Source organism: Clostridium chromiireducens (genome assembly GCF_003575225.1).
Taxonomy (GTDB): domain Bacteria; phylum Bacillota; class Clostridia; order Clostridiales; family Clostridiaceae; genus Clostridium; species Clostridium chromiireducens.
Window position 1 is genome coordinate 897,093 of sequence record NZ_QXDJ01000003.1, and the last position, 22,445, is coordinate 919,537.

The following is a 22,445-nucleotide window of genomic DNA, read 5'->3' on the forward strand; positions in this document are numbered from 1 at the left end:
AAATTAATTACATCAGTTTTATATTAATTTTGAAGTTATTATTCTTCTCATATCTCCAATCATATATAAAGATCCACTTATTAAGATCAAGTCTTGTTCTCCTGCTTCTTTAAGTACAATAGAAAATGCCTCTTCATAGTTCTCAATCGCAATAGTATTAGGATTATAATTTAATATCTCTTTTTTTAAATCTTCACTAAGTTCTGCTCTTTCACTATGAGGTGTTAGTGCATAAACTTTCTCTGCAATCGGGGTTATTACCTCTATCATCTCTTTAACTTGCTTATCAGCTAAAATTCCTAACAGTAAATATATTTTATTGAATTTAAAATATTTACTAATATTTTTTCTAAGTGCTTTAATTCCATCTATATTATGCGCTCCGTCAATTACAATCGAAGGCTTTTTACTTAGTACTTCAAGTCGTCCTATCCATTTAACATCTTCAAGTGATTTTTCAATTATATTTCTATCTATTTCTATTTTTTCTTCATCACATAATACTTCTATGGTATTTATAGCTACTGCTAAATTTAATATTTGATGTTCACCAAGTAGTGGAAAATTAATATTATAAGTATTTCTTTCTGTTTTAACTTCCACAATTTGATTGAAATCTTCATAATTTATATCTATTAACTTTCCACTTTCTTTAATAACATTAAACACTTTAGAGTTTTTTTCCCTCGCTACTCTAGAAACTACTTCTTCTACTTCTTGTTCTTGAGGATATAGTATTACAGGCTTATTCTCTTTAATTATTCCAGCCTTTTCTTTGGCTATATCCTTTAAATTATTCCCTAATATATTTGTATGATCAAAACTTATTGAGGTTATTACAGATACTATCGGAGTTAATACATTAGTTGAATCGAGACGACCACCAAGACCTACCTCAATTACACCATAATCAACTTCTTCTTTATAAAAATGTAAAAACATAAGTGCAGTAATTATTTCAAATTCTGTTGGATGCTCATAACCTTCTTCAACAACTTTATCTATAGCTCTTTTAACTTCTTCTAATAATTTTACTAAGACACTTTTATTAATATTCTCTCCATTAATCTGAATTCTTTCCTCAAATTCTTGTAAATAAGGTGATGTATACATTCCGACCTTATATCCAAACCCTCTAAGCATTTTGCTTATCATTGCAGTTGTAGATCCTTTACCATTAGTTCCTGCTATATGTATTAGCTTTAGTTTTTTTTGGGGATTTCCAAGTAATTCAAGAATTCTCAAGGTTCTTTCTAGTCCATAATTCGAACCAAACCTTCCAACACTTGTTATGTAATTCATTGCTTCATTATACGTCATACTCATTTCTATTACCTCTTCGTCTTTTCTATACTGTTTTAAATCAAGTTTATACAATTATTATGTATTACTTTACATTATATATCAATTATAGGTAAAAAACTAATAATAAAAAATTTAAGTAGGAACTCTAAGATAAAGCTCCCACCTAATTTTTAATTATGAACGCTGATATTATTCTTTTTATATAATTATAGTATTTAAGATCGATTCTTAAGTTTACTAATCTCTCCACACACTAAAGATACTAGAATGCTACTTAATAAAATTGATATTATTATCAATACGGAATTCGTAACTGAAATCTCAATTTCCCAAAATAGTAGTAGAAGCTTTAATCCTGTAAACATTAAAATGCATCCAACTCCATATTTCATAAACTTAAACATATTATTCATTCTTTCTAATATATAGTACATGCTTCTTAGTCCTAATATAGCAAAAATATTAGATGTGTAAACTATAAAAGTATCTGTAGTTATTGAAAAGATAGCTGGTATTGAATCTATTGCAAATATAATATCTGAAAACTCTATTATTAATAGTACTACAAGTAGAGGGGTTGCATGAAGAGTTCTATTTTGCTTTACGAAAAATTTGTTCCCATGTAAAGTATTTGTTATTGGAATTACTTTCCTCAAAATTTTCACAGCAAAGTTATCGTGAAATTGTATGTTTTCATCTTCTCTTATAAATATTTTTATCCCACTAAGTAATAATATTATACCAAATACAGAAAGCAAGAAGCTAAATTTACTAACAATTGCTACACCAAGTAAAATAAATAACAGCCTTAATACCATTGCTCCGATAACACCATATAGCAGTACCCGTTCTTGATATTCTGGTCTTATCCTAAAGCTTGAAAATATCATTAAAAATAAAAATAAATTATCTAAACTTAACGACATTTCTACTATGTAACCCCCAAAATATTCAATAGCAGATTTCTCACCTCGTGTATAATATACAATAATATTAAATAATATAGATAAGGATATCCAAAAAATCAAGTTAACTAAGTGCTTTTTATCTTTCAATTCTAAACCCTCCACATAATATTTATAAATTATATATATTAATTTTTATTCTGTTATATCCGTAATAATTATAAATTTAAAAATTATTTTTTTTTGTGAATCTTAGGCTGATATTAATGGATAAGTGTTGTATTTGTTTAATGTTTAAACAAATAACAAAAAAAGATACCGCCAAATATAATATTTGGCAATACCTCTAATTATCTCTTAATCTAAAGCTTTTATTCTTGCTTCAACAGCTTCTAACATTTCTACATATTTTACTCTCTTTTCTTTTTCTGCATCTATTACTGCTGCTGGTGCTTTTGCAACAAATCCTTGATTTCCTAGCTTTTTATCTATTCTATCAATTTCGCCTTCTAATTTCTTTAACTCTTTATTTAATCTATCTAATTCTTTTTCTTTATCAACTAAGTCAAGTAACGGCATAAATAATTCTCCACCCTTAACAACTAGAGATACAGCATTTGCTGGAACATTAGCTTTGTCCGCTATAAATTCAACTTCTGAAGCTGACGCTAATTTTTCAATATATGCAGAACCTGCATTAAATGCTTTCTTAGCATCTTCTGCTATATAGCAGATTACTTTAGCTTTTCTTGAAGGTGGTACATTCATTTCAGCTCTTACATTTCTTAAGCCTTTTATAGCTTCAATTACAAAAGCCATATCATTTTCAGCTTCTTTATTAACTAACGCTTCATCAAATACAGGCCAAGCTGAAGTTGTTATTGTTTCTTCATCACTTAAGTGAGTGAATATTTCTTCTGTTATAAATGGCATAGCTGGGTGTAATAATTTTAATCCTGTAATTAAAACAGTGTTTAATACATTATAAACTATTCCCTTAGCTTTTTCATCATCACCATAGAATACTGGCTTAACAAGTTCTATATACCAATCACAGAATTCAGTCCACATGAAATCATAAACCTTCTGCATTGCAATTCCAAGTTCATATTTTTCCATATTTTCTGTAACTTCTTTAATTAAAGTATTCATCTCTGATAATATCCACTTATCTGCTAAAGAATATTCCTTGCAGTCTTTGTATTTGTTCATTACATCCTTATCAAGATTCATCATGACAAATCTTGAAGCATTCCAAATTTTATTAGCAAAGTTTCTTGAAGATTCAACTCTTTCTGGATAATATCTCATGTCATTACCAGGAGCATTACCAGTTGCTATCATAAATCTTAAGGCATCAGCTCCATAAGTGTCTATAACTTCTAATGGATCAACACCATTTCCTAAAGATTTACTCATTTTTCTTCCTTGTGAATCTCTTATAAGACCATGAATAAGAACAGTATCAAATGGAGTTTCACCCATACAATGAATTCCTGAGAATATCATTCTTGCAACCCAGAAGAATATAATATCATGCCCAGTAACTAGTGTACTTGTTGGATAGAAATATTCTAAGTCTTCTGTATTATTTGGCCAGCCAAGTGTTGAAAATGGCCATAATGCAGAAGAAAACCATGTATCAAGAACATCATTATCTTGCTTTAAATTAGTACTTCCACATTTTGTACATGCTTTTGGTGCATCCTCAAGTACCATCATTTCACCGCAATCTTGACAGTAATAAACAGGAATTCTATGTCCCCACCATAATTGTCTTGATATACACCAATCTTGAATGTTTTCCATCCAATTGTAATATATCTTATCAAATCTTTCAGGAACAAACTTAGTTTTTCCATTCTTAACTACTTCTATCGCTGGCTTAGCCAGATCTTCCATCTTAACATACCATTGCTTAGATATTATTGGTTCTACAGTAGTTCCACATCTATCGTGTGTACCAACGTTATGAGCATGATCTTTAACCTTAACTAAAAGTCCTAACTCTTCTAAATCTTTAACAATAGCTTTTCTCGCTTCATATCTATCTAATCCTTGGTATTTTCCACCAAAGTGATTTATGATACCTTGATCATCCATAACTCTTATAATTTCAAGGTTATGTCTTTTTCCAACTTCAAAGTCATTAGGATCATGTGCAGGAGTCATTTTAACAGCACCAGTTCCAAATTCTAAATCAACATAGTCATCTCCAACTATAGGAATTTCTCTATTTACTAATGGTAATATTACTGTTTTACCAATAAGATGCTTATATCTTTCATCATTAGGATTTACAGCCACACCGCTATCTCCAAGTAATGTTTCAGGTCTTGTTGTAGCAATTTCAAGGAAACCACTGCCATCAGCTAATGGGTAGTTAATGTGCCAGAAGTGCCCTGCTTGTTCCTCATATTCAATTTCTGCATCTGATAACGCAGTTTGACAATGAGTACACCAGTTAGTAATTCTATTTCCTTGATAAATTAAGCCTTCATTATATAACTTAACAAATACATGCTTTACAGCTGCACTAAGATTTTCATCCATTGTAAATGCTTCCCTTGTAAAGTCAGCTGATACCCCAAGTCTTTTAACTTGATTTCTTATGGTAGCTCTATACTTATCGCTCCATTCCCAAACTTTTTCAAGGAATGCTTCTCTTCCCATTTCTTTTTTATCGTAGCCTTGTTCAGCTAGCATGTTCGCAACCCTAACTTCAGTTGCAATAGATGCATGGTCTTCACCTGGCAGCCATAATGCTGCATAACCTTGCATTCTCTTAAATCTTATAAGCATATCTTGAAGCGTGTCATCAAAGGCATGCCCTAAGTGAAGCTGACCTGTTATATTTGGTGGTGGCATAACTATTGTATATGGCTTTTTACTTTTATCAACTAGTGGTGTAAAGTAGCCTTTTTCTTCCCAATTCTTATAAATCCTATCTTCAAATTCTTTAGGATCATAGGTTGTTGATATATTTTTCATTTCTTCTGACATTTTCATTCCTCCAAACTTAGTTCAGTTAACATTTGTAAAAATATCTCCAAGGAGTTTAAATTAAACTTTCCTTTTTAGGTTTATTAATTTTACTTTTGAAATATGGAAACCCGACTCACATTCATTCGCTGGGGCTTTCGAATAACCAAATCAAAGATGCCCACAGGGAAAGTTCGAAGAACAAAATATAAAATTTTGATTCTCACTTTTGAATTCTCAATGCAAAAAAAGCCTTCGTCACAAAAAAGGACGAAAGCTCGCGGTACCACCTTTATTTCCACAAAAACAATTATAACATGTCTTAATGGACTCTTAATTCAAATAACGATTCAGATAAACCGTCTTTAGCTACTACTATTTCACTAAAGAAGCTCAAAAGCTACCTTCAAAATTTCTTGCATAAGGGTTTTCAGCTACTCCCTCTCTCTTGCTAGTCTTTTCTAAATCTATGATTTAGCTAAAGAACTGTACTCCTCAATTTTATTTTCTGAGTTTCCTTTAATGCCTTAAAATTTTTACTCCTCTTTTTCAATGCTTTTATATATTAATTTACTTATCATGATATATTATTGTATAAATTTTGTCAATAATAGTTTTTAGATAAATTCTATTATATAATTTATTTACTATTTTATCCGTAAACAGACCAGCTAAAACTCAAAGGACTTTGTTGCAACATTTTTGCAAAATTCGCTGTCATGCTCCACAAATAATAATGTCGGTGAATATTCAAGCAGTAACTGTTCTATCTGCATACGAGAGATAATATCAATAAAATTAAGCGGTTCATCCCAAATATGCAAATGAACTTTCTCACAAAGACTTTTTGCGATTAACACTTTCTTCTTTTGACCGCCACTAAAAGATGACATATCTTTTTCAAATTGAATTCTTGTAAAATCAAGTTTCCTTAAAATTGCTTTAAAAAGACTTTCATCAATATTGTTTTCAAAAGCGTAATCAGTTAAGTTGCCTTTAAGATGCGATGTATCTTGCGATACATACGATATTTTAAGCTCACTTCCTTTTCTGAAAGTACCTGTATATTTTATATCCTCACCACAAATAAGCTTGATAATACTTGACTTGCCTGAACCATTTTTACCTTTAATTGAAATCCTATCCCCTTGCTCAATATTAAAACTAACATCTTTGCAAACAAGGATATTACCATAATAAATTGAAATATTTTCTAGTTCCGCAAGTTTATTTTTATGATAAGCAAGTTGGGAAATTTTTAGGCTGTCGGAGCTTTCAATATTTTTAAGGAGCTTAGACTTCTCTTCAATAGAAGCTTGCTGCCTGTTTTCGATTGACTTGGAACGTTTCATCATTTTAGCAGCCTTGTGACCAACATAACCTTTATCAATCTTAGAGCCTGAATTTGTTGTTCCTTTTTTTGATTTTTCCACTTCATTTGACCAACTGTTTGTTCTCTTGGCAGACTCCGATAAACGATTAATATCTCTTTTAAGTTTTTCATTTTCTGCTAGCTCATATCCATCCTGCCTTTTTTTATTTTCCCACCAACTTGAAAAATTACCTTTTTGTATTTCTATATTTGTCTTATTTATAGAAAGAACATGATCAATGCAATTGTCCAAAAAATATCTATCATGGGAAATCAGAATAAAACCTTTCTTTTTTCTCAAATAATTACTAAGTTTTTTTCTAGCATCAGCATCCAAATGATTTGTGGGCTCATCAATAAGTAGGAATGAATTCTCCTTCAAAAACATAGCAGCAAGCATAGCTTTAGTCTGCTCTCCTTTTGATAGAGTATAAAATTGTCTATATAGAACATCATCGTCTACATCCAAGAATGATAATTCCTTAATTATTTCCCAATCCATTGAATTTGGACTGATTTCTTTTATTATATCTATAGTGAGATTTTCTTGTTCCTGTACCTCATAAGGAAAATATTCAAAAGTTACATTAGCTGAAATATTTCCCCTATATTCATACTTTCCAAGTAAAAGGTTAAGAAATGTAGTTTTTCCTCGTCCATTTCTTCCGGTAAATCCCAATTTCCAATCTGTATCGATTTGAAAACTAACATTTTCAAAAATAGTATCGTAACTGCCTTCATAGGAGAAGGTCAGGTTTGTAACATTTATTAAAGACATATTTTTGTCCTCCTTTGTAATTAATTAATAGTTAAGGTAACAAAGTCGGAACAATAGGTGACTTGTCTTACTCCATATAAAGGTCACCTGAAGTTTCCGGCTCTATATGGAGCTTATCATGCGCTAGCGACGTATCTGTATTTTCCATTATATAACAATCCTCCCTATTTCCCTTATTTGTAAAAAAATAAAAGCCGTAAGATATTATCATTCTTACAGCTCATAAATATACATAGTTAAACTAATCATCATAGTATAACATAAGATATACATTAAGAGAAAAAATAATAACTTTCTTGCATAAGTACACACAAAATAAACAGAAAACATCCATTTATCTTTTTGTTATATTGCACTTTAAAAACTAGCAAGAAAATCTAATCATCATTTCACCTCAAATTTCAAATTTATTATATTGTATCACTAAGCATCAAAAAAATCAATATTGATTGAATTATCTAATTTTAACCTACCTAGTTTATCTATAGCACTTTTTCACTGCCTCAAGCAACCTATATAAAGCTCCTTGAAGTATTTTGGTCGGGCACGCTAAATTAATTCTCTCAAAACCTCTTCCTTCATCACCAAATATATAACCTTCATCTAAAAACAACATAGCCTCTGCTGTCATAAACTTTTCTAATGCCTTATGGTCTTTCTCTAAAACCCTAAAATCTATCCATTGAAGATATGTTCCCTCTAAATTTATTACTTTAACTTCTGGGATATTCAGCTTCATAAAGTTTTCCACTAATGCTTTATTTGTATTTAATACCTGTATTAATTCATTTAGCCATTCTTCACATTGGTTATAGGCTATTTCACATGCCTTATATCCAAAAATATTTAAGCCTGAATTTCCAATGACTGCTCTACGCTCACTTAAGATCCTATCTCTTATTTTCTTGTTAGGAATAATTATATTTGAAGTTTGAAGGCCTGCTAAATTAAAAGTTTTACTTGGCGCAGTACAAATAACTGAATTCTGTTCAAATTCTTCTGAAATATTAGCAAAAACTGTATGTCTATATTCAGGCATTATTAAATCAAAGTGAATCTCATCTGACACAATAAGCACATTATTATCTAAACATATTTTTCCTATTTTAATTAGTTCTTCTTCTCTCCAAACTCTACCAACAGGATTGTGAGGATTACATAAAATCATCAATTTTGTACTTTCTAATTTTGCCTTTTCTTCGAGATCCTTAAAATCAATTTCATAATGATCCTCACAAAGAATTAATTCGCTTTTTACTATTCTTCTATTGTTAGCTGAAATTGATTTATAAAAAGGATAATACACTGGGGTCATTACAAGTACACCATCTTCCTCCTTCGTCAGCGCCCTAACTATTGTATATAAGGCAGGAACTACTCCTGAAAATTCAGTAATCCATTCCTTTTTAATTTTCCAATGGTGTCTTCTTTCCATCCAACTAGAAACTGCATCGTAATAATCTTCCGTAGCTTCGGTGTATCCGAAAACACTAGAATCCATGTATCTTTTTAATCCTTCTATTATTTCTGGCGGATTTTTAAACTCCATATCTGCTACAGAAAATGGTATTATATTCTTACTAGTATCAACATTATATTTTTCCATCAAGTTCCACTTACTCGAACCCACGTTTTTTCTAGAAACTAAAGTTTCAAAATCATATTTCATTAATATTCCCTCCTTGCATATTATATTACTTTCTTAATAAATAATTATCAACAATTCATATTGAGTTTTTTATAAAAAATCTTCTTAAAATGATATATAATATCTAATGATAGATTTTTTAATTGAAATCATGAACTTTTATACTATGTTAAAAAGGAGAAATATTATGAACTTAGATTCCATGCACCACATTGCTATTATTGCATCAAATTATGAAGTTTCAAAAAACTTTTACGTAAACATTCTTGGTCTAGAAGTTATACGTGAAAATTATAGGGAAGAGAGAGATTCCTATAAACTAGATTTAAAATTTGGTCATAGTGAAATAGAGCTTTTTTCTATACCTAAGGCTCCTAAAAGACCATCATATCCTGAAGCTTGTGGCCTAAGACATTTGGCTTTTCGCATAGATAATATTGAAGATGCTATAGCTGAATTAAATGCTAATGGCATTCCTACCGAACCTATTAGAATTGATGAATACACTGGCAGAAAATTTACTTTCTTCAGTGATCCAGATGGTTTACCATTAGAACTTCACGAGTAATTTATTAATACCTATATTTTTATGAGTTATAGTATTATTGAATTTAAAATGTTATTTCAACGCAAAAAATTATAGGGATGCTTACTCAGCCATCCCTATAATTTATTTATTACATTACTTTACCTGGCAATATTGCATCTAATATACCAATTGCTAAAGCTGCTAATATTGCACCTAATATTGATACGCTCATAGCTGGAACGAAAAATTGAGTTAAATATAATATTATAGCTGCTATTAAAAATCCCTTTATGCCTCTACCAAAGGGTGATGCACTTGCTCCCATAAATCGTTCTACTATATAATCTAATACACTAATTACGATTGCAGCTAATATATATGACCATATTCCATTAATACTAAAACCTGGTGTAAAGAATGATGTTATTCCTAAAATAACTATTGTTAATACCAATCTTCCTATCCAGCCTAAGATACTTGTACTTCCAGATGACTCTCTTTTTGAATGTTCATTATCATTTGCCATAAATAACTACCTCCTTAAAAATCAATTTTTTATGGGTGTATAGTTATTGTTCCCATTCTCAAAAAATATATAACTTTTTTATAAGAAACGGTTAAATAATTATGAATTCAGTAAAGTTATGCTTACTATTTCCGGCATATTGCACACTCTTACTCCAGGTTTACTATGTCCAATACCTTTGCTTACAATGAGCTTTTTCTTATTTATTTCATAAAGACCACCACTGTATTTCGGGAAAAACTTCCTTTCCGGCGAAAGTACACCGCCAATAAAAGGTATCCTTATCATTCCACCATGAACGTGGCCTGCTAATATTAGATCAACATTATGTTTAGAATATGTCTCGAAAAATAATGGATTATGTGTTAATAAAATGTTATATTCATCCATATTACACCTGTTCAGTACTGCATCAACAACTGTTGTTATATTAGTAGGTCTATTTCTAACTTTATAAAATTCAAGTGGTATATCTAATCCATAAATATTTATTACTTTGTTCCTTCTTGATATAATTACTTTACTATTATTGTTGATAACATTGACATTAGATAGATTTAATTCATTTATTATTAAATCCAAATCATCTTTTTTTAATTTTTTTTCATGATTTCCTATGATATAATAAATTTTATACCTTTGACTAAGCTTTCTAACTAATTCTAAAAATTGGTTAAATTTCGTATCATATTTATTAACCATATCTCCAGTCATCACAATAATATCTGGATTTTCAATACTAATTTTTTTAATTACCATTGTATTTTCTTTATTGAAAACATAATTGTGAAAATCCGACAAATGAATTATCTTGAATTCATTGAATTCCTTTGGAATCTTTTCACTCCTAATATTATATTTTGTTACCTTTAAAAGCTTATTATCTAAGTATACTGCCGATGATAATAAAGAAAAACCCAACAATATCGATAAATGTTTAATCATAAAATTTCCTCACTATTTATGTATATTTTATATATTACAATCTGATATAAAATTCTATAATCTTATACTTTACTTTATTATACACATACTTTTTATAGAAAAGTATATATATAATATTCTTCACAAAAACGGACATAAAAATAACCTAACAATTTTGTTAGGTCTTTATAAATTATTATATTTCCTTTTCAAGCCTCTCTGTTAACTCATGAATCGCTTTTGAAAGTTTATCAATTAAATTAATTTGAGTCTTATCGATTAATTTTAATTTTATTATTTTACTTTCTCCAATAGCAATTATTTTATTGATAATATCTTTGATAACATCTTTTGATTTAGTTTCCTCAGCTAATATTAAATCGCTCCAAAATAGCAATGGTAAAATTAGTACTTCAGCTATAACAAAACTAATACTGAATATTTCTTTATACTCTACAGAACTCTCATAACACTCCATCAGCAAATACTTACCCATTTCCTGAAATATATTACCACCATTCTCATCCCGGCACAAAACCATTTCTACTATATCTATAACTCTATCAACAACAAGTTTGCTTACATCTTTGGGTAAATCTGAAATTATATATGTGGAAAATTTATTTATTATATTTGATATTATTGCTTCATCAGTTTCAGGTCTTAATCCTCCAGTTGGGTCAAGTAATATATGAGCCTTATGGTAATCAAAAGGATTTGTTTGTATTAGTGTTTTTAAATAATGACATTCATTCGAAATATTATTAAATAAACAACTGACATAATCATATTTAGCATTTATAGAAATTATTTTCTCTTCATTTCTCGAAATTTCAAACGAATATTTATTTATAAACTCATTTGAAAATCCTTGTCCATTTATTGAAATACATTTGGTTACTTTAGGAGATAATACCGCTGTGTATTGAGCTTTATTCCCGCCTTTCGAATGACCTGTAACAGTAATTTTTTCGTAATTAAGACCATTTATAAAATTAAGGGCATCAATCTGCTCTTTAGTCTCATATTCATAAGCACCTTGACCATTATCTTCCCATTCTTCTGTTGTAGCTGTGCCCCTAAATACTACTATGGCATTATTTTCTTGATTCACTAAACAAACATACTTCATTCCATTTTTATAGTATTCATCAACATTTTTTATTCTTAAATCAATTAACCTTTGATTACTTAAAATCTTTTCTAGTACAAATAACCAGTCACTTTTAAGCATTTTAATTGTACAATCTCCAATTTCATCCATCAAATAATTATAATTTCCATTCCTTATTAAATCTTTAACTATATCAATAAGTTTTTCATCCTCATAAGCATTCCAGTCTAAGTTAATTAAAATATCTAGAAGTATTAACTCTTCAAAATATGAATTATACATGCTTCCTCCACTAAATTAATGCGGTAACTCATTTTATAAGTTATTCACGTACATTGTAAAAAGTCCCTAAATTAAATAATTTTCATACGGAAATCACATAGACAATTAGTTATTTTATATGACTAATTGTCAACCTCATAAATATGTTTTTGATTATACTCTGATTACATGGTGTAAAAATAATCAAAAGATAAAACCTGTAGACAATTTATTGTCTACAGGTTTTATCTTTTGATTATATAATAACTAAAATAAGTATTTAATTACATAAATATTTTCATTATATATATGATTATCGCCGAAAGAACTGCTGTTATTGGTATTGTTAAAATCCAAGCCCAAACTATATTTTGAGCAACTCCCCATTTAACTGACTTAATTCTCTTAGATGCACCCACTCCCATAACTGTTGTTGATATTATGTGGGTTGTGCTTACTGGAGCATGGAATAAAGTTGCTAAGAATATTACTGCCGCACCACCTGTTTGGGCTGTAAACCCATTTACTGGTGTTAATTTCGCCATTCCACTTCCCATAGTTTTGATAATTTTTTTTCCTCCTGCAGCTGTCCCTAACGCCATAGCTAAAGCGCATGCTATTATAACCCAAGTTGGAACATTAAATGAACTTATAAATCCTCCACTTAATAATGCCATTGTTATCATTCCCATGGACTTTTGAGCATCATTTCCACCATGCTCAAATGCCATAAATGCACCAGCAACAACTTGAAGTTTTAAAAACAATTTATTTATAAATTGGATTTTAAATGGTTTTAAAATCCAGTTCAAAGCTATCATTAATATATATCCGGCAGCAAAACCTATAACTGGAGCAATAAATATCCACATAATTACACTATTAAAAAGATTATACCAATTTACCACGTTAAAACTTCCAGTATAGGCAATTCCTCCACCAACAAGTGCTCCTATTAATGCATGAGAAGAACTACTTGGTATACCAAAATACCATGTGATTAAGTTCCATATAATTGCTGATATTAACATCCCAAGTATAACCCATTGCTTAATATTTGATTGATCTACAATATTTGCACCTACAGTTTTAGCAACTGCTGTTCCACTAAATGCACCCATAAAATTAAATATAGCACATAGTATTATAGCAGCTTTTGGAGTAAGTGCTCTTGTTGTAATAGATGTAGCAACTGCTACAGCTGTATCATGAAATCCATTTATAAAATCAAATGCCAGTACCATTATTACTATTAATACTGTTATGGTCATAGTGCTAAGCATTTTTAATGACAACTCCCTCTATAATATTTGCTATTTTCTCACATTTATCAATGGTGTTTTCTAGTATTTGATATATTTCTTTCCATTTTATAATTTCAATTGGATCTTTTTCATTTCTAAATAAATCACCCACTGTTGTTCTAAATAAACGATCCACTTCACTTTCTATTTGATTTATTGTAATAATTTTTTCACTTATAGAATTTTTACCTCCTATTAAGTGAAGCTCACTAATTAGTTCTACAATTAGCTTTGTACATTTAATTATCATATCTGCAAGATATTTAGATGCATCTGTACTTTCTGTAACATTAAACATTACAAATCTATGTATTGTTGAATTAATTAAATCTAATATATCATCCAATCTTTTACTTAATAAATACATATCTTCTCTATCAAATGGAGTAATAAATGAATCATTTAGCTCTTTAACCATAGTATTTACTAATCTGTCTCCATTATGTTCTAATTCTTCAATCTTACTTACATTAAGATCAATATTAGTAGATAATGAATCTAAACTTTTTCTTAAAACCGATGCAGCCTCATCAACGTTTTGAGCTGCTTCTATAAACATTTTATAGAACTTATCTTCTTTTGGATTTAAATTAAACATACTATCACATCTCCCTGTAAAATATAAAATTCGACATATTTATTGAAAATTACAATCCTGTACCAGTATATTCTATTTTAAAATAAATTTAAACTATTTTTAATAAAACTTAACCTAAATTTAATATTAAAACGTTTTTATCATGACACCAACTTTATTTAGTTGAAAATATTGGTTATATAATTAGGTAAAATGGTAAATATTATTGGATATAATACCTATGTTATGCCTCCAGTATTAAACGCCATTTAAAATAAAGATTAATAGTAATCAAATAGATAAAGTCATTTTCTAATGCAATTTGATATAGCCTTTTAATAAGCTTAGTATTAACAATTATTAACATAAGTATAACATATTATTAACTAATTTAATAAAACTTTATCCATCATTATAATATTTAAAATATATAATTTAATAAAATATTAAATTTATACTTTACATTTTATTTATATAACTATTAATCACATAAATATCTTATAATTTTTCAACAAAAACCCCCTGAATTTGCATCCAGGGAGTTCACTTCTTTACTTATGTCCTTTATTCATTATTTTTCTTAATTCTTGGAAAATAAGTTGTATGAAGTAATTCATGAGCTTTATGACTTAATGGATGATTTAAATATTTATCATAAATAGCAAGCACCTCTGGATTTTCATTAGATCTTCTAAGAGTCTTAGATCTATCTATATCATTTAGCCCTTCTGCTCTTTTTTGTAATGCTGCTTGTTTATTTCCCTTTATTTTAGGTTGACCGCCTCCACCTACGCATCCACCTACACAAGCCATAATTTCTATTGCATGGAAGAATTCTTCACCTGATCTTATTTTATCAAGCATTTTAGCAGCTTCTCTAAGACCATGTGCAACCCCGATTCTAAGCTTTATATCTCCTGCTTCAAGCTCGCAAACTCTGAAACCATCCCATCCTCTAAGTCCTTCGAATTCTATATTGTCAAATCTTTTACCAGTCATTTTTTCTAGTGCCGTTCTTGTAGCCGCTTCTATTACTCCACCAGTTCTTCCAAAAATGATACCAGCACCTGTATATTCACCCATGACTGTATCTATTTCTTCATCTTCAATATTCTTCAAATCTATTGCCGAATTTTCAAAGATTTTAATAAGTTCTCTGGTTGTAATAACATAATCAACGTCATAATTCATATCAACTGAAAATTCTGATCTTGATGCTTCATATTTCTTTGCTATACATGGCATTATTGCAACAGATGTTACCTCATCACGTGAAAGTCCTTTTTCCTTTGCCCATATTTCTTTAGCTACTATAGCAAACATCTCCATTGGTGACTTTGCAGAAGATGGTACATCTAGCATATCTCCATAATTCTGTTCTATAAATTTTATCCATGAAGGACAACATGATGTAAGGATTGGAAGTTTTACATTTTCATCTCCAGCTAAATGTTTTTCAAGTCTTTCTTGAAGTTCCGCTGCTTCTTCCATTATAGTTAAATCTGCACCCCAGCTAGTATCAAATACATAATCTACACCTAATTTTCTAAGACCTGCAGCTATCTTTTTCTCTACATTTTCTCCTGGTTCAAACCCAAATGCTTCACCTATTGCAACTCTTACTGCTGGCGCCATTTGAGTAATAACTATTTTATTTGGTGTAGCTAAATCTCTAAGGAATAACATAGTATTATCACCAGCTGTAATAGCATCAACCGGACATGCAGATACACACGCTCCACAATGAGTACATCTGTTGTAATCTATATTATGTTGCTTCTTTAATTCCCCATCTATACAATCTACAGGACATGCTCTTTTACAAGCTCCACATCCAATACATTTTTTTGTAATCGTTAACTTGATAAGATGATTACATTGTGAAGTATAACATTTCTTTTCTTCAATATGTTCTTCTATTTCGTGGTAAAACTTTTCAATTATCTCTTCCATTATATTGTGTTTTTGATGCATTTTACTTTTTACAGTTACCGCAAGATTTCTTAAGATATAAATCTCACGCATATTTGATACACCTTTGCTTATTCTATTTAAAATATTAAACATTTCTGTTATATCATCTTTAACTATTTCATAATTCTTATAAGAACCATCCTTGATTTTGGCTAATAAGTACTCAATATAGAATTTTTCAAACTGGATTATACAATCTTCTTGTGATAATATAATTATTGTTCTAGCAATATTTTCATAAAATAATCCAAAATCAAATTCTTTATCTAAGCTATCTTCTGTTAAAAATCCACCGAAAGGTAACCCAATTTGAGCCGCCTTAAAATTACTCTTATTAATAAGGCCTCCACATTGCTCTATTATATCATTAAGTGTAGCTCCCTCTGGAACTTCAATTATTCCAGGTTTATTAACTTTTCCGCAGATAGCTATCTTTCTACCATCTGATAATTCTTTTAGTTCTTCTGGGCTAAAAATAGAAAAAACAGAACCTAGTGCACTTTGTATAAAAGATGTTTTCTTATCTCCCATAATATTCACTCCTTAATTTTCTTGCGTTATTTTCAAAATTTTGCTTTATACATCTATATATATTATTAAATATTGAAAAAGTGATTTTATATAGATTTTTAAATCGTGTATCCTATAGCAATATTAATTATATTTTCTGCCACTATAATTGTAAAGTTATATTTTATATTTTATCATTTATTGCAATATTTAATCACTAATATGATAATTATAAGTTTTGGCAAAAAATAAAAAAAGAAATCCTATATATATTTTAAATAGTTAAATTTCTAAATTATTAAAATATTCTTGAATCTCTAATAAATTTTTGAAGCTCTTATAGCAGTAATTTAGTATTTCCTCATCCGCTTTCTTTAAATCCTCTACATGAATACCTGTCATTTTCGCATTAAATGCTGCTTTTATACCTGCTGGTGAATCTTCTATAACAAGGCACTTTCCTGGATCTACACAAAGCCTTTGAGCTGCTTTCAAGAATATTTCCGGATTTGGTTTGCCAAATTTTATATCATCTCCGCAAACTATATCATCAAAAATATCTATCATATCCGCCATTTTTAATTGCCTTGCTACTCTATCTCTTTTTGCAGAGGTTGCAAGTGCAATTTTATAGTTCTTCTGTTTAAAGTAGTTTAAAATTTCTTTTGCTCCTTGTTTTGTTGGTACTAATCCATTTTTTATAACTTCTTCTAACTTTGTATCTTTTTCTATATACATCTCTCCTATAGGTAGGTCTTCGCCGTATATTTCCAGAAATGTTTTTATTACATTTTTACGACCTGTCCCCATAACTGAAATGTAGACATCTAAAGTCATTGTATATCCATATTTCTCAAATACCTTTCTCCAAATATCTAAATATACATTTTCCGTATCAAATATAACTCCATCCATATCAAACAATACTGCATCAATTTTCTTCATTTTTCTCTCCTTAATTCAGGCTCAGCCCCTCTCTAACTGTATTTTTTTCTGAGCCAATAAGCATTATTACTATATAACATAATAGAAAATAAGTTAGTTGATATAAAAAAATACCTTCTAACTTATTTCGCTAGTTAAACATTCTATTCTTTTGCTGAATCTTCTATCCCTTTTAAAACTTCATGTTTAAATTTTTCTAGTCCAATTCTATCGATGAAAAATCCAAGTTTTTCTCCATCTTCCGCATTTTCTTTATAATAATCAAAAATACTATCTACTAAATTTAGAGCTTGTTTTTCATTTATATCCACTGCTATAATATCTGACATTCTTGGATTATATCCACCAGATCCGCCAGCAGTTACTATAAATCCTGTCTTATCAGCTATAACTCCAACATCTTTACTATAAACACTACCACATGCATTTCTACAACCTGCTACTCCTATTTTAGTTCTGCATGGCACCTCCATCCATTGGTATTTTTTAGAAAGCTTCATTCCAGTACCAATTGTATTAAATTTTGATCTTTTACAATATCCAGCGGGACACATTTCAACATTCTTAACTGAATTTTGTGTTCTAACTGCTGGCTCCATACCAAGCTCTTTCCATATGATAAGCAAATCTTCTTGCTTCAAATTAGTAATTAATATACGTTGTCCAGAAGTAATTTTTAATACTCCATCATATTTTTTTGCCACATCAACAATTTTTTGCATTATATCTGTTGTTATAAATCCACCTGGAATATGAGGTGTAATTCCAAATGTTCTTTTTCCGTCTCTAATTTTCTGTAAATTCCCAAAGCTCATCTTCTGTCCTCCTACTATTTACGCTATTTTCCAATGCCTATAAATATAACTGTACAAATTTCACAATCTAATTTGCATTCTTTTATCAATATTACTTATTATAACATGATTTAATATAAATAATAAGTGATTCTCGATGTAACCTATAATTAGGTTTATATTAACTCATGAAACTAATTAATATTTTTATATCTACTTATTAAAAAAAGGATATTCTTTTTAGAATCATTGTTAAGAATAAAAATTGCAGTCATATTCTTTAACATTGAATCAAAAGAGTATCCTTTAATTTGGCTATTTTCTATAAAAATATGTTACGTTCCTTTGTATGTTTTACTTATTTAATGCTGCTAATAATTCATCAAGGTTTAATCCATGAACCATTGCCGCATCTTCAAGACTTTCAGCTTGTGCTGATGGGCATCCAACACATCCCATTCCAAAGCTCATTAAAATTTGTGGTGCATCCTCTTTCATTTGTATTATTTGAGCTAATGTCATATCTCTAGTTATCATAATAATTCCTCCTAATATCTTTCATTATATTTACTATTTTAAATCTCTTTCTTAAGTACATTATACTTTTTTATTTCATCATGGTATGTAACAAGTGTTACTATCTTATATAATTACTTCAGCTATTATCTTTATATTAACTAGATAACCTCTAAAAATTTCAAACATTATAAAAAAAGATGCCTCTAATAGACACCTTTTCCTTACTATTTATAATCTAAATATTTCTTTGCTATCGTAAATATTTTCTCAAAATTTTCCTTGTGTTCAACAATATGTTCATACAATTCTTCATGAGTTGGTTCTTTATATCTATGAGAAATTCTATTTCTAAGTAATCTGGATTTCTCCAAAAAAGAAAATAATTGACCATCTATAATATGTTCATCATTTAATATCACTAAACTATCGTATAATGAAATTCCTATTTTATATTTTTTTATTTCCTTTAAAATTAAAGAACACAGCTCTTCAAGTATCGTATGAAAACTTACAAATAACTGCCTTAAACTTGACTTAGCAAGCTTTATCATAATTTTATTATCTTTGTTATTGCTTAATATAGACACACATTCTTCTATATCAGAAGTACATTCTTGTAGGTCTTCAATTATTTTCATAAGTCTTTCTTGATTCATGATAGCACATCCTTCTTCCTAAAATATATGAAATTTTCATTTTCTCTATATATCCTGTCTAGTTTTTCTTCAAATTTTTGTAGACAACAGTTATTATCATCTGTATAAATTATTTTACCCTCATTTAAAATTCCTATTTTAAGAAACAAATCTAAGTTTTCACTTCTCAAATCTATTACATCTATTTCCCTGTTCAGTAGGCTTTCTAAATACATTTCAAGCTCTAAAATAGGTCCTAGTTCTATCTTATTATCCCCTATTATTGCGATATCCACATCTGATTCTTCATTGAAATCATCAGTGTTTATGCTCCCAAAAGTGATTACGCTGCTTAAGTTGTACTTATTAAAAAAATCACCTACTTCTTTAGATCCAAGAATTGAATTTATTTTCTCCTTTGGATATATACTTTTCATATATTCACCTACTTATATATTATGTTTAACATTTATATTATTTAGTATTATCATTTTATACTATTCTATAAATAAAAACTAAGTTTAAACAATTATTTTATTTCTTATTTTAAATAATAACAAACTCTAAAGAAAAAATAAATAGTAGTGAATTGCTTGAAGTCAGTCAGATATTAGATGAACTTATAAATGCATATATAAAATTAACATAACATTTTAAGTATCAAAATAATTATTTCCCAATTATTTAAAATTATATTAGATAAAAAAAGCCTAAATAGCAAATGAAACTATTTAAAGCTCTTTAGGTTTAATAATCTAATTATCAATAAATTTATAATCACTATTATCGAAATTATTTTTTGTGAACTACTAATTGTTCAAACATTTTCTCATGTTTTTCTTCTTCTTTTATAATTCTAGACATAACTTTATAAATATTATTATTAATATCATCTAACTTTTCTAATAAGCGTCCTTGAACATCAATAAGAAGACTTATAATGTTCTTTTTCAATTCAACGATATATTCAATTAAATCTTGAACATTATCGATTTTAGGAACTAAAAGATGTGACCTAAATTCATAAATAAGTTTTGATACCTTATCATATAAATAAAAATCAATAACTTCATTAAGATCGCCTTGTAATTCTTCTTTCAACCTTTCATAATAACCAATATGCGCTTGTTCTTCTTTTTCAATAGCTCTAGCAATTATTCCAACTACTTTAGGCTTATTCTCAAACATACATTGTATTTCTTTATATATTTCTAATATATCTCTTTCTATATCAATTATTTTTTGTATTAAGTCAGAAATCATGTAATTCATTTATATCCTCCCAGGCTACAACACATAATATGTCTATTATACTATACTTTTCTGCTCAATATTATTGTATAACATTTACATATAACTGTATATATGGGAAAAAGTGTTTTTATGCATTTTGGTAACTTTTTAATTAGGTTATTTTAATATATTATGCAATAAAACCTACAACTCTAATCTTTCTTATATATTTAATTTAAACTTTTGTATTTTTTCTAGAATATTTCTAAAATTAACTCTGGATATTTCTATAGCTTTTTCATCAAGCAATATCTCCGGTTCATTATTTAGTATATAATAAAAAAGTACACCTAATTTTCTTTTTATGATTAGTACCTTATTTTCATCACATAATAACTTATAATTCCTAGAAATTGATTCTGTTATTTCATTGACTTCCTCTAAACTTAAAAAACCGATTCCTATCAAATTTTCATATATGAATAATGTAAATAATCTAAGTTCATCGTATATATTATTATCGACATTTATTACCGACTCGAACCTTTCCATAATACCTAATGGTACAATCTCATTCTTAACTAAGTAGTCCCTCACTATTTTTATATCTTTCACGTTATAAGAAAATTGATTAGCCAAATCATCTAAAGAAACGTCGTCCTTTAGCTCCAATATTTTATTTATTCTTGTAATTATCTTCTGTTTCGGAAAAAAAGTTTCTTGTCCCGTTGATACGCTCTTCTTTATAAACCACTCTTCAGGAATCAATTTTTTTCTTTTCCATCTGTATAATTGTCCGTAAGATATTTGCAATTCCTCTAATAGCTCTTTTTTTGATATTAATTCTTCAAGCATTTTTCTTCACCTACTATGCTCCTATTATCTACACTCAGTGTACCTGTGTATTCAACCTTACCTATTCTACAATTAGCCAAAATTCTTATATTATGACCACGAACAATCTCACACTCAGTATTTTCTAATTCTATATAATCGCCTTCAATTGTATTAGATATTACTTTTGATTCTCCAAAAGAAAATAATCCTTTTCTTCTGATTATAATTTTGCTTCCACCGATTTCGCTAATTGTACTTATTCCATTTGGATTTATATCTATGTTTTCTGCTGATAATAATCCATTAATTTTTAGTTTTCCTCTACTATTAAATAAGTTTCCTTCACAATCTTTATAAACTTCCAATTTTCCAAGTATATCTGTTTCCTCAAAAAATAAATTCTCTTCAAATCTCGCTTCCCCAAGTACTTTAATTTTATTAACTTTATAATCTTTCAACGCTCTTAATTCGCCTAGAATCTCTAATTCTGACTCAGTTATTCCTCTCTCCTCACATAACATTTCACCTAGAATTTTAACTCTTCTTGCAATAACTTCATCTTTTAAAATGCAGTTTCCAACAACCTTTAAATAGTTACATTTAAAACTATCTAGCGCTATTGCTTCTCCTAGTATAGATACCTTTTCATATTCACCATTTGTTATAATACCATTTCCAATAATCTTAATAGAATTTATATCATTCATTTCTACACACCCTCATTTTTCATTATATCTGTGAGATTCAATTACTTCTGATTCATATAATATCAC

Annotated in this window: 21 protein-coding genes and 1 other annotated feature; of the genes, 2 read left to right on the top strand and 19 right to left on the bottom strand. The window is 28.8% G+C overall.

Going from position 1 to position 22,445, the window contains the following annotated elements:
• Positions 1 to 18: 18 nt before the first annotated feature.
• The 5 genes from D2A34_RS15655 to D2A34_RS15675 all read right to left on the bottom strand — a co-directional run bounded on the left by D2A34_RS15655 (position 19) and on the right by D2A34_RS15675 (position 9,011).
• Positions 19 to 1,326 (bottom strand): bifunctional folylpolyglutamate synthase/dihydrofolate synthase, encoded by a 1,308-nt coding sequence (locus D2A34_RS15655; protein ID WP_119367247.1) that lies wholly within the window; start codon positions 1,324 to 1,326, stop codon positions 19 to 21.
• 194 nt (positions 1,327 to 1,520) lie between these two features.
• Complete coding sequence (locus D2A34_RS15660; protein WP_079439614.1) at positions 1,521 to 2,360, bottom strand: TerC/Alx family metal homeostasis membrane protein; 840 nt, start codon at positions 2,358 to 2,360, stop codon at positions 1,521 to 1,523.
• A gap of 207 nt (positions 2,361 to 2,567) precedes the next feature.
• Positions 2,568 to 5,213 carry a valine--tRNA ligase gene (locus tag D2A34_RS15665; protein ID WP_119367248.1) on the bottom strand — a complete coding sequence of 882 codons (2,646 nt, stop codon included), beginning with the start codon at positions 5,211 to 5,213 and terminating at the stop codon, positions 2,568 to 2,570.
• 242 nt (positions 5,214 to 5,455) lie between these two features.
• Positions 5,456 to 5,754, bottom strand: a binding site (T-box leader).
• A 109-nt stretch (positions 5,755 to 5,863) separates the two neighbouring features.
• Positions 5,864 to 7,342, bottom strand: coding sequence for an Lsa family ABC-F type ribosomal protection protein (locus D2A34_RS15670; RefSeq protein ID WP_119367249.1), 1,479 nt, complete (start codon positions 7,340 to 7,342; stop codon positions 5,864 to 5,866).
• A 478-nt stretch (positions 7,343 to 7,820) separates the two neighbouring features.
• On the bottom strand, positions 7,821 to 9,011 hold the full coding sequence (locus tag D2A34_RS15675) for a MalY/PatB family protein (RefSeq protein ID WP_119367250.1): 1,191 nt from the start codon (positions 9,009 to 9,011) through the stop codon (positions 7,821 to 7,823).
• 166 nt (positions 9,012 to 9,177) lie between these two features.
• Here D2A34_RS15675 and gloA2 point away from each other — a divergent pair, with 166 nt between their 5' ends.
• A complete protein-coding gene (gene gloA2, locus D2A34_RS15680) occupies positions 9,178 to 9,558 on the top strand; it encodes an SMU1112c/YaeR family gloxylase I-like metalloprotein (protein WP_119367251.1) in 381 nt (126 codons plus the stop codon).
• 109 nt (positions 9,559 to 9,667) lie between these two features.
• Here the strand turns inward: gloA2 and D2A34_RS15685 are convergent, their stop codons facing one another.
• The 11 genes from D2A34_RS15685 to mntA all read right to left on the bottom strand — a co-directional run bounded on the left by D2A34_RS15685 (position 9,668) and on the right by mntA (position 20,039).
• Positions 9,668 to 10,045, bottom strand: a complete 378-nt coding sequence (locus D2A34_RS15685) for a phage holin family protein (RefSeq protein ID WP_079439609.1) — start codon at positions 10,043 to 10,045, stop codon at positions 9,668 to 9,670.
• Between the two features lie 99 nt (positions 10,046 to 10,144).
• Positions 10,145 to 10,990, bottom strand: a complete 846-nt coding sequence (locus D2A34_RS15690; RefSeq protein ID WP_079439608.1) for a metallophosphoesterase — start codon at positions 10,988 to 10,990, stop codon at positions 10,145 to 10,147.
• Positions 10,991 to 11,165: 175 nt separating this feature from the next.
• On the bottom strand, positions 11,166 to 12,365 hold the full coding sequence (locus D2A34_RS15695; RefSeq protein ID WP_119367252.1) for an Mbeg1-like protein: 1,200 nt from the start codon (positions 12,363 to 12,365) through the stop codon (positions 11,166 to 11,168).
• Between the two features lie 263 nt (positions 12,366 to 12,628).
• Positions 12,629 to 13,627, bottom strand: coding sequence for an inorganic phosphate transporter (locus tag D2A34_RS15700; RefSeq protein WP_079439606.1), 999 nt, complete (start codon positions 13,625 to 13,627; stop codon positions 12,629 to 12,631).
• Positions 13,620 to 14,246 carry a DUF47 domain-containing protein gene (locus D2A34_RS15705; protein WP_079439605.1) on the bottom strand — a complete coding sequence of 209 codons (627 nt, stop codon included), beginning with the start codon at positions 14,244 to 14,246 and terminating at the stop codon, positions 13,620 to 13,622. Before D2A34_RS15705 ends, D2A34_RS15700 begins: the two co-directional genes overlap by 8 nt.
• A 543-nt stretch (positions 14,247 to 14,789) precedes the next feature.
• On the bottom strand, positions 14,790 to 16,730 hold the full coding sequence (locus D2A34_RS15710; protein ID WP_119367253.1) for a [FeFe] hydrogenase, group A: 1,941 nt from the start codon (positions 16,728 to 16,730) through the stop codon (positions 14,790 to 14,792).
• A 261-nt stretch (positions 16,731 to 16,991) separates the two neighbouring features.
• Positions 16,992 to 17,654: an HAD family hydrolase gene (locus D2A34_RS15715; RefSeq protein ID WP_119367254.1), complete on the bottom strand. Its 663-nt coding sequence runs from the start codon at positions 17,652 to 17,654 to the stop codon at positions 16,992 to 16,994.
• A 143-nt stretch (positions 17,655 to 17,797) separates the two neighbouring features.
• Positions 17,798 to 18,469 carry a nitrite/sulfite reductase domain-containing protein gene (locus D2A34_RS15720; RefSeq protein WP_119367255.1) on the bottom strand — a complete coding sequence of 224 codons (672 nt, stop codon included), beginning with the start codon at positions 18,467 to 18,469 and terminating at the stop codon, positions 17,798 to 17,800.
• Positions 18,470 to 18,802: 333 nt separating this feature from the next.
• Complete coding sequence (locus D2A34_RS15725; RefSeq protein ID WP_079439601.1) at positions 18,803 to 18,985, bottom strand: DUF1858 domain-containing protein; 183 nt, start codon at positions 18,983 to 18,985, stop codon at positions 18,803 to 18,805.
• A 206-nt stretch (positions 18,986 to 19,191) separates the two neighbouring features.
• On the bottom strand, positions 19,192 to 19,623 hold the full coding sequence (locus tag D2A34_RS15730; protein ID WP_079439600.1) for a HepT-like ribonuclease domain-containing protein: 432 nt from the start codon (positions 19,621 to 19,623) through the stop codon (positions 19,192 to 19,194).
• A complete protein-coding gene (gene mntA, locus D2A34_RS15735; RefSeq protein WP_079439599.1) occupies positions 19,620 to 20,039 on the bottom strand; it encodes a type VII toxin-antitoxin system MntA family adenylyltransferase antitoxin in 420 nt (139 codons plus the stop codon). The genes D2A34_RS15730 and mntA overlap by 4 nt, the downstream gene beginning before the upstream one ends.
• Positions 20,040 to 20,176: 137 nt before the next feature.
• On the opposite strand from mntA, the gene D2A34_RS27670 reads away from it, so the two are divergent.
• Entirely contained in the window at positions 20,177 to 20,251 is a 75-nt protein-coding gene (locus D2A34_RS27670; protein WP_423243121.1) for a Spo0E family sporulation regulatory protein-aspartic acid phosphatase, read from the top strand.
• 143 nt (positions 20,252 to 20,394) lie between these two features.
• Here D2A34_RS27670 and D2A34_RS15745 read toward each other — a convergent pair whose 3' ends face one another.
• The 3 genes from D2A34_RS15745 to D2A34_RS15755 form a co-directional block, all read right to left on the bottom strand.
• Complete coding sequence (locus D2A34_RS15745) at positions 20,395 to 20,874, bottom strand: rubrerythrin family protein (protein WP_119367256.1); 480 nt, start codon at positions 20,872 to 20,874, stop codon at positions 20,395 to 20,397.
• A gap of 183 nt (positions 20,875 to 21,057) precedes the next feature.
• A complete protein-coding gene (locus tag D2A34_RS15750; protein ID WP_119367257.1) occupies positions 21,058 to 21,690 on the bottom strand; it encodes a DUF4004 family protein in 633 nt (210 codons plus the stop codon).
• Entirely contained in the window at positions 21,675 to 22,379 is a 705-nt protein-coding gene (locus D2A34_RS15755; RefSeq protein ID WP_079442238.1) for a hypothetical protein, read from the bottom strand. Before D2A34_RS15755 ends, D2A34_RS15750 begins: the two co-directional genes overlap by 16 nt.
• Positions 22,380 to 22,445: the final 66 nt, after the last annotated feature.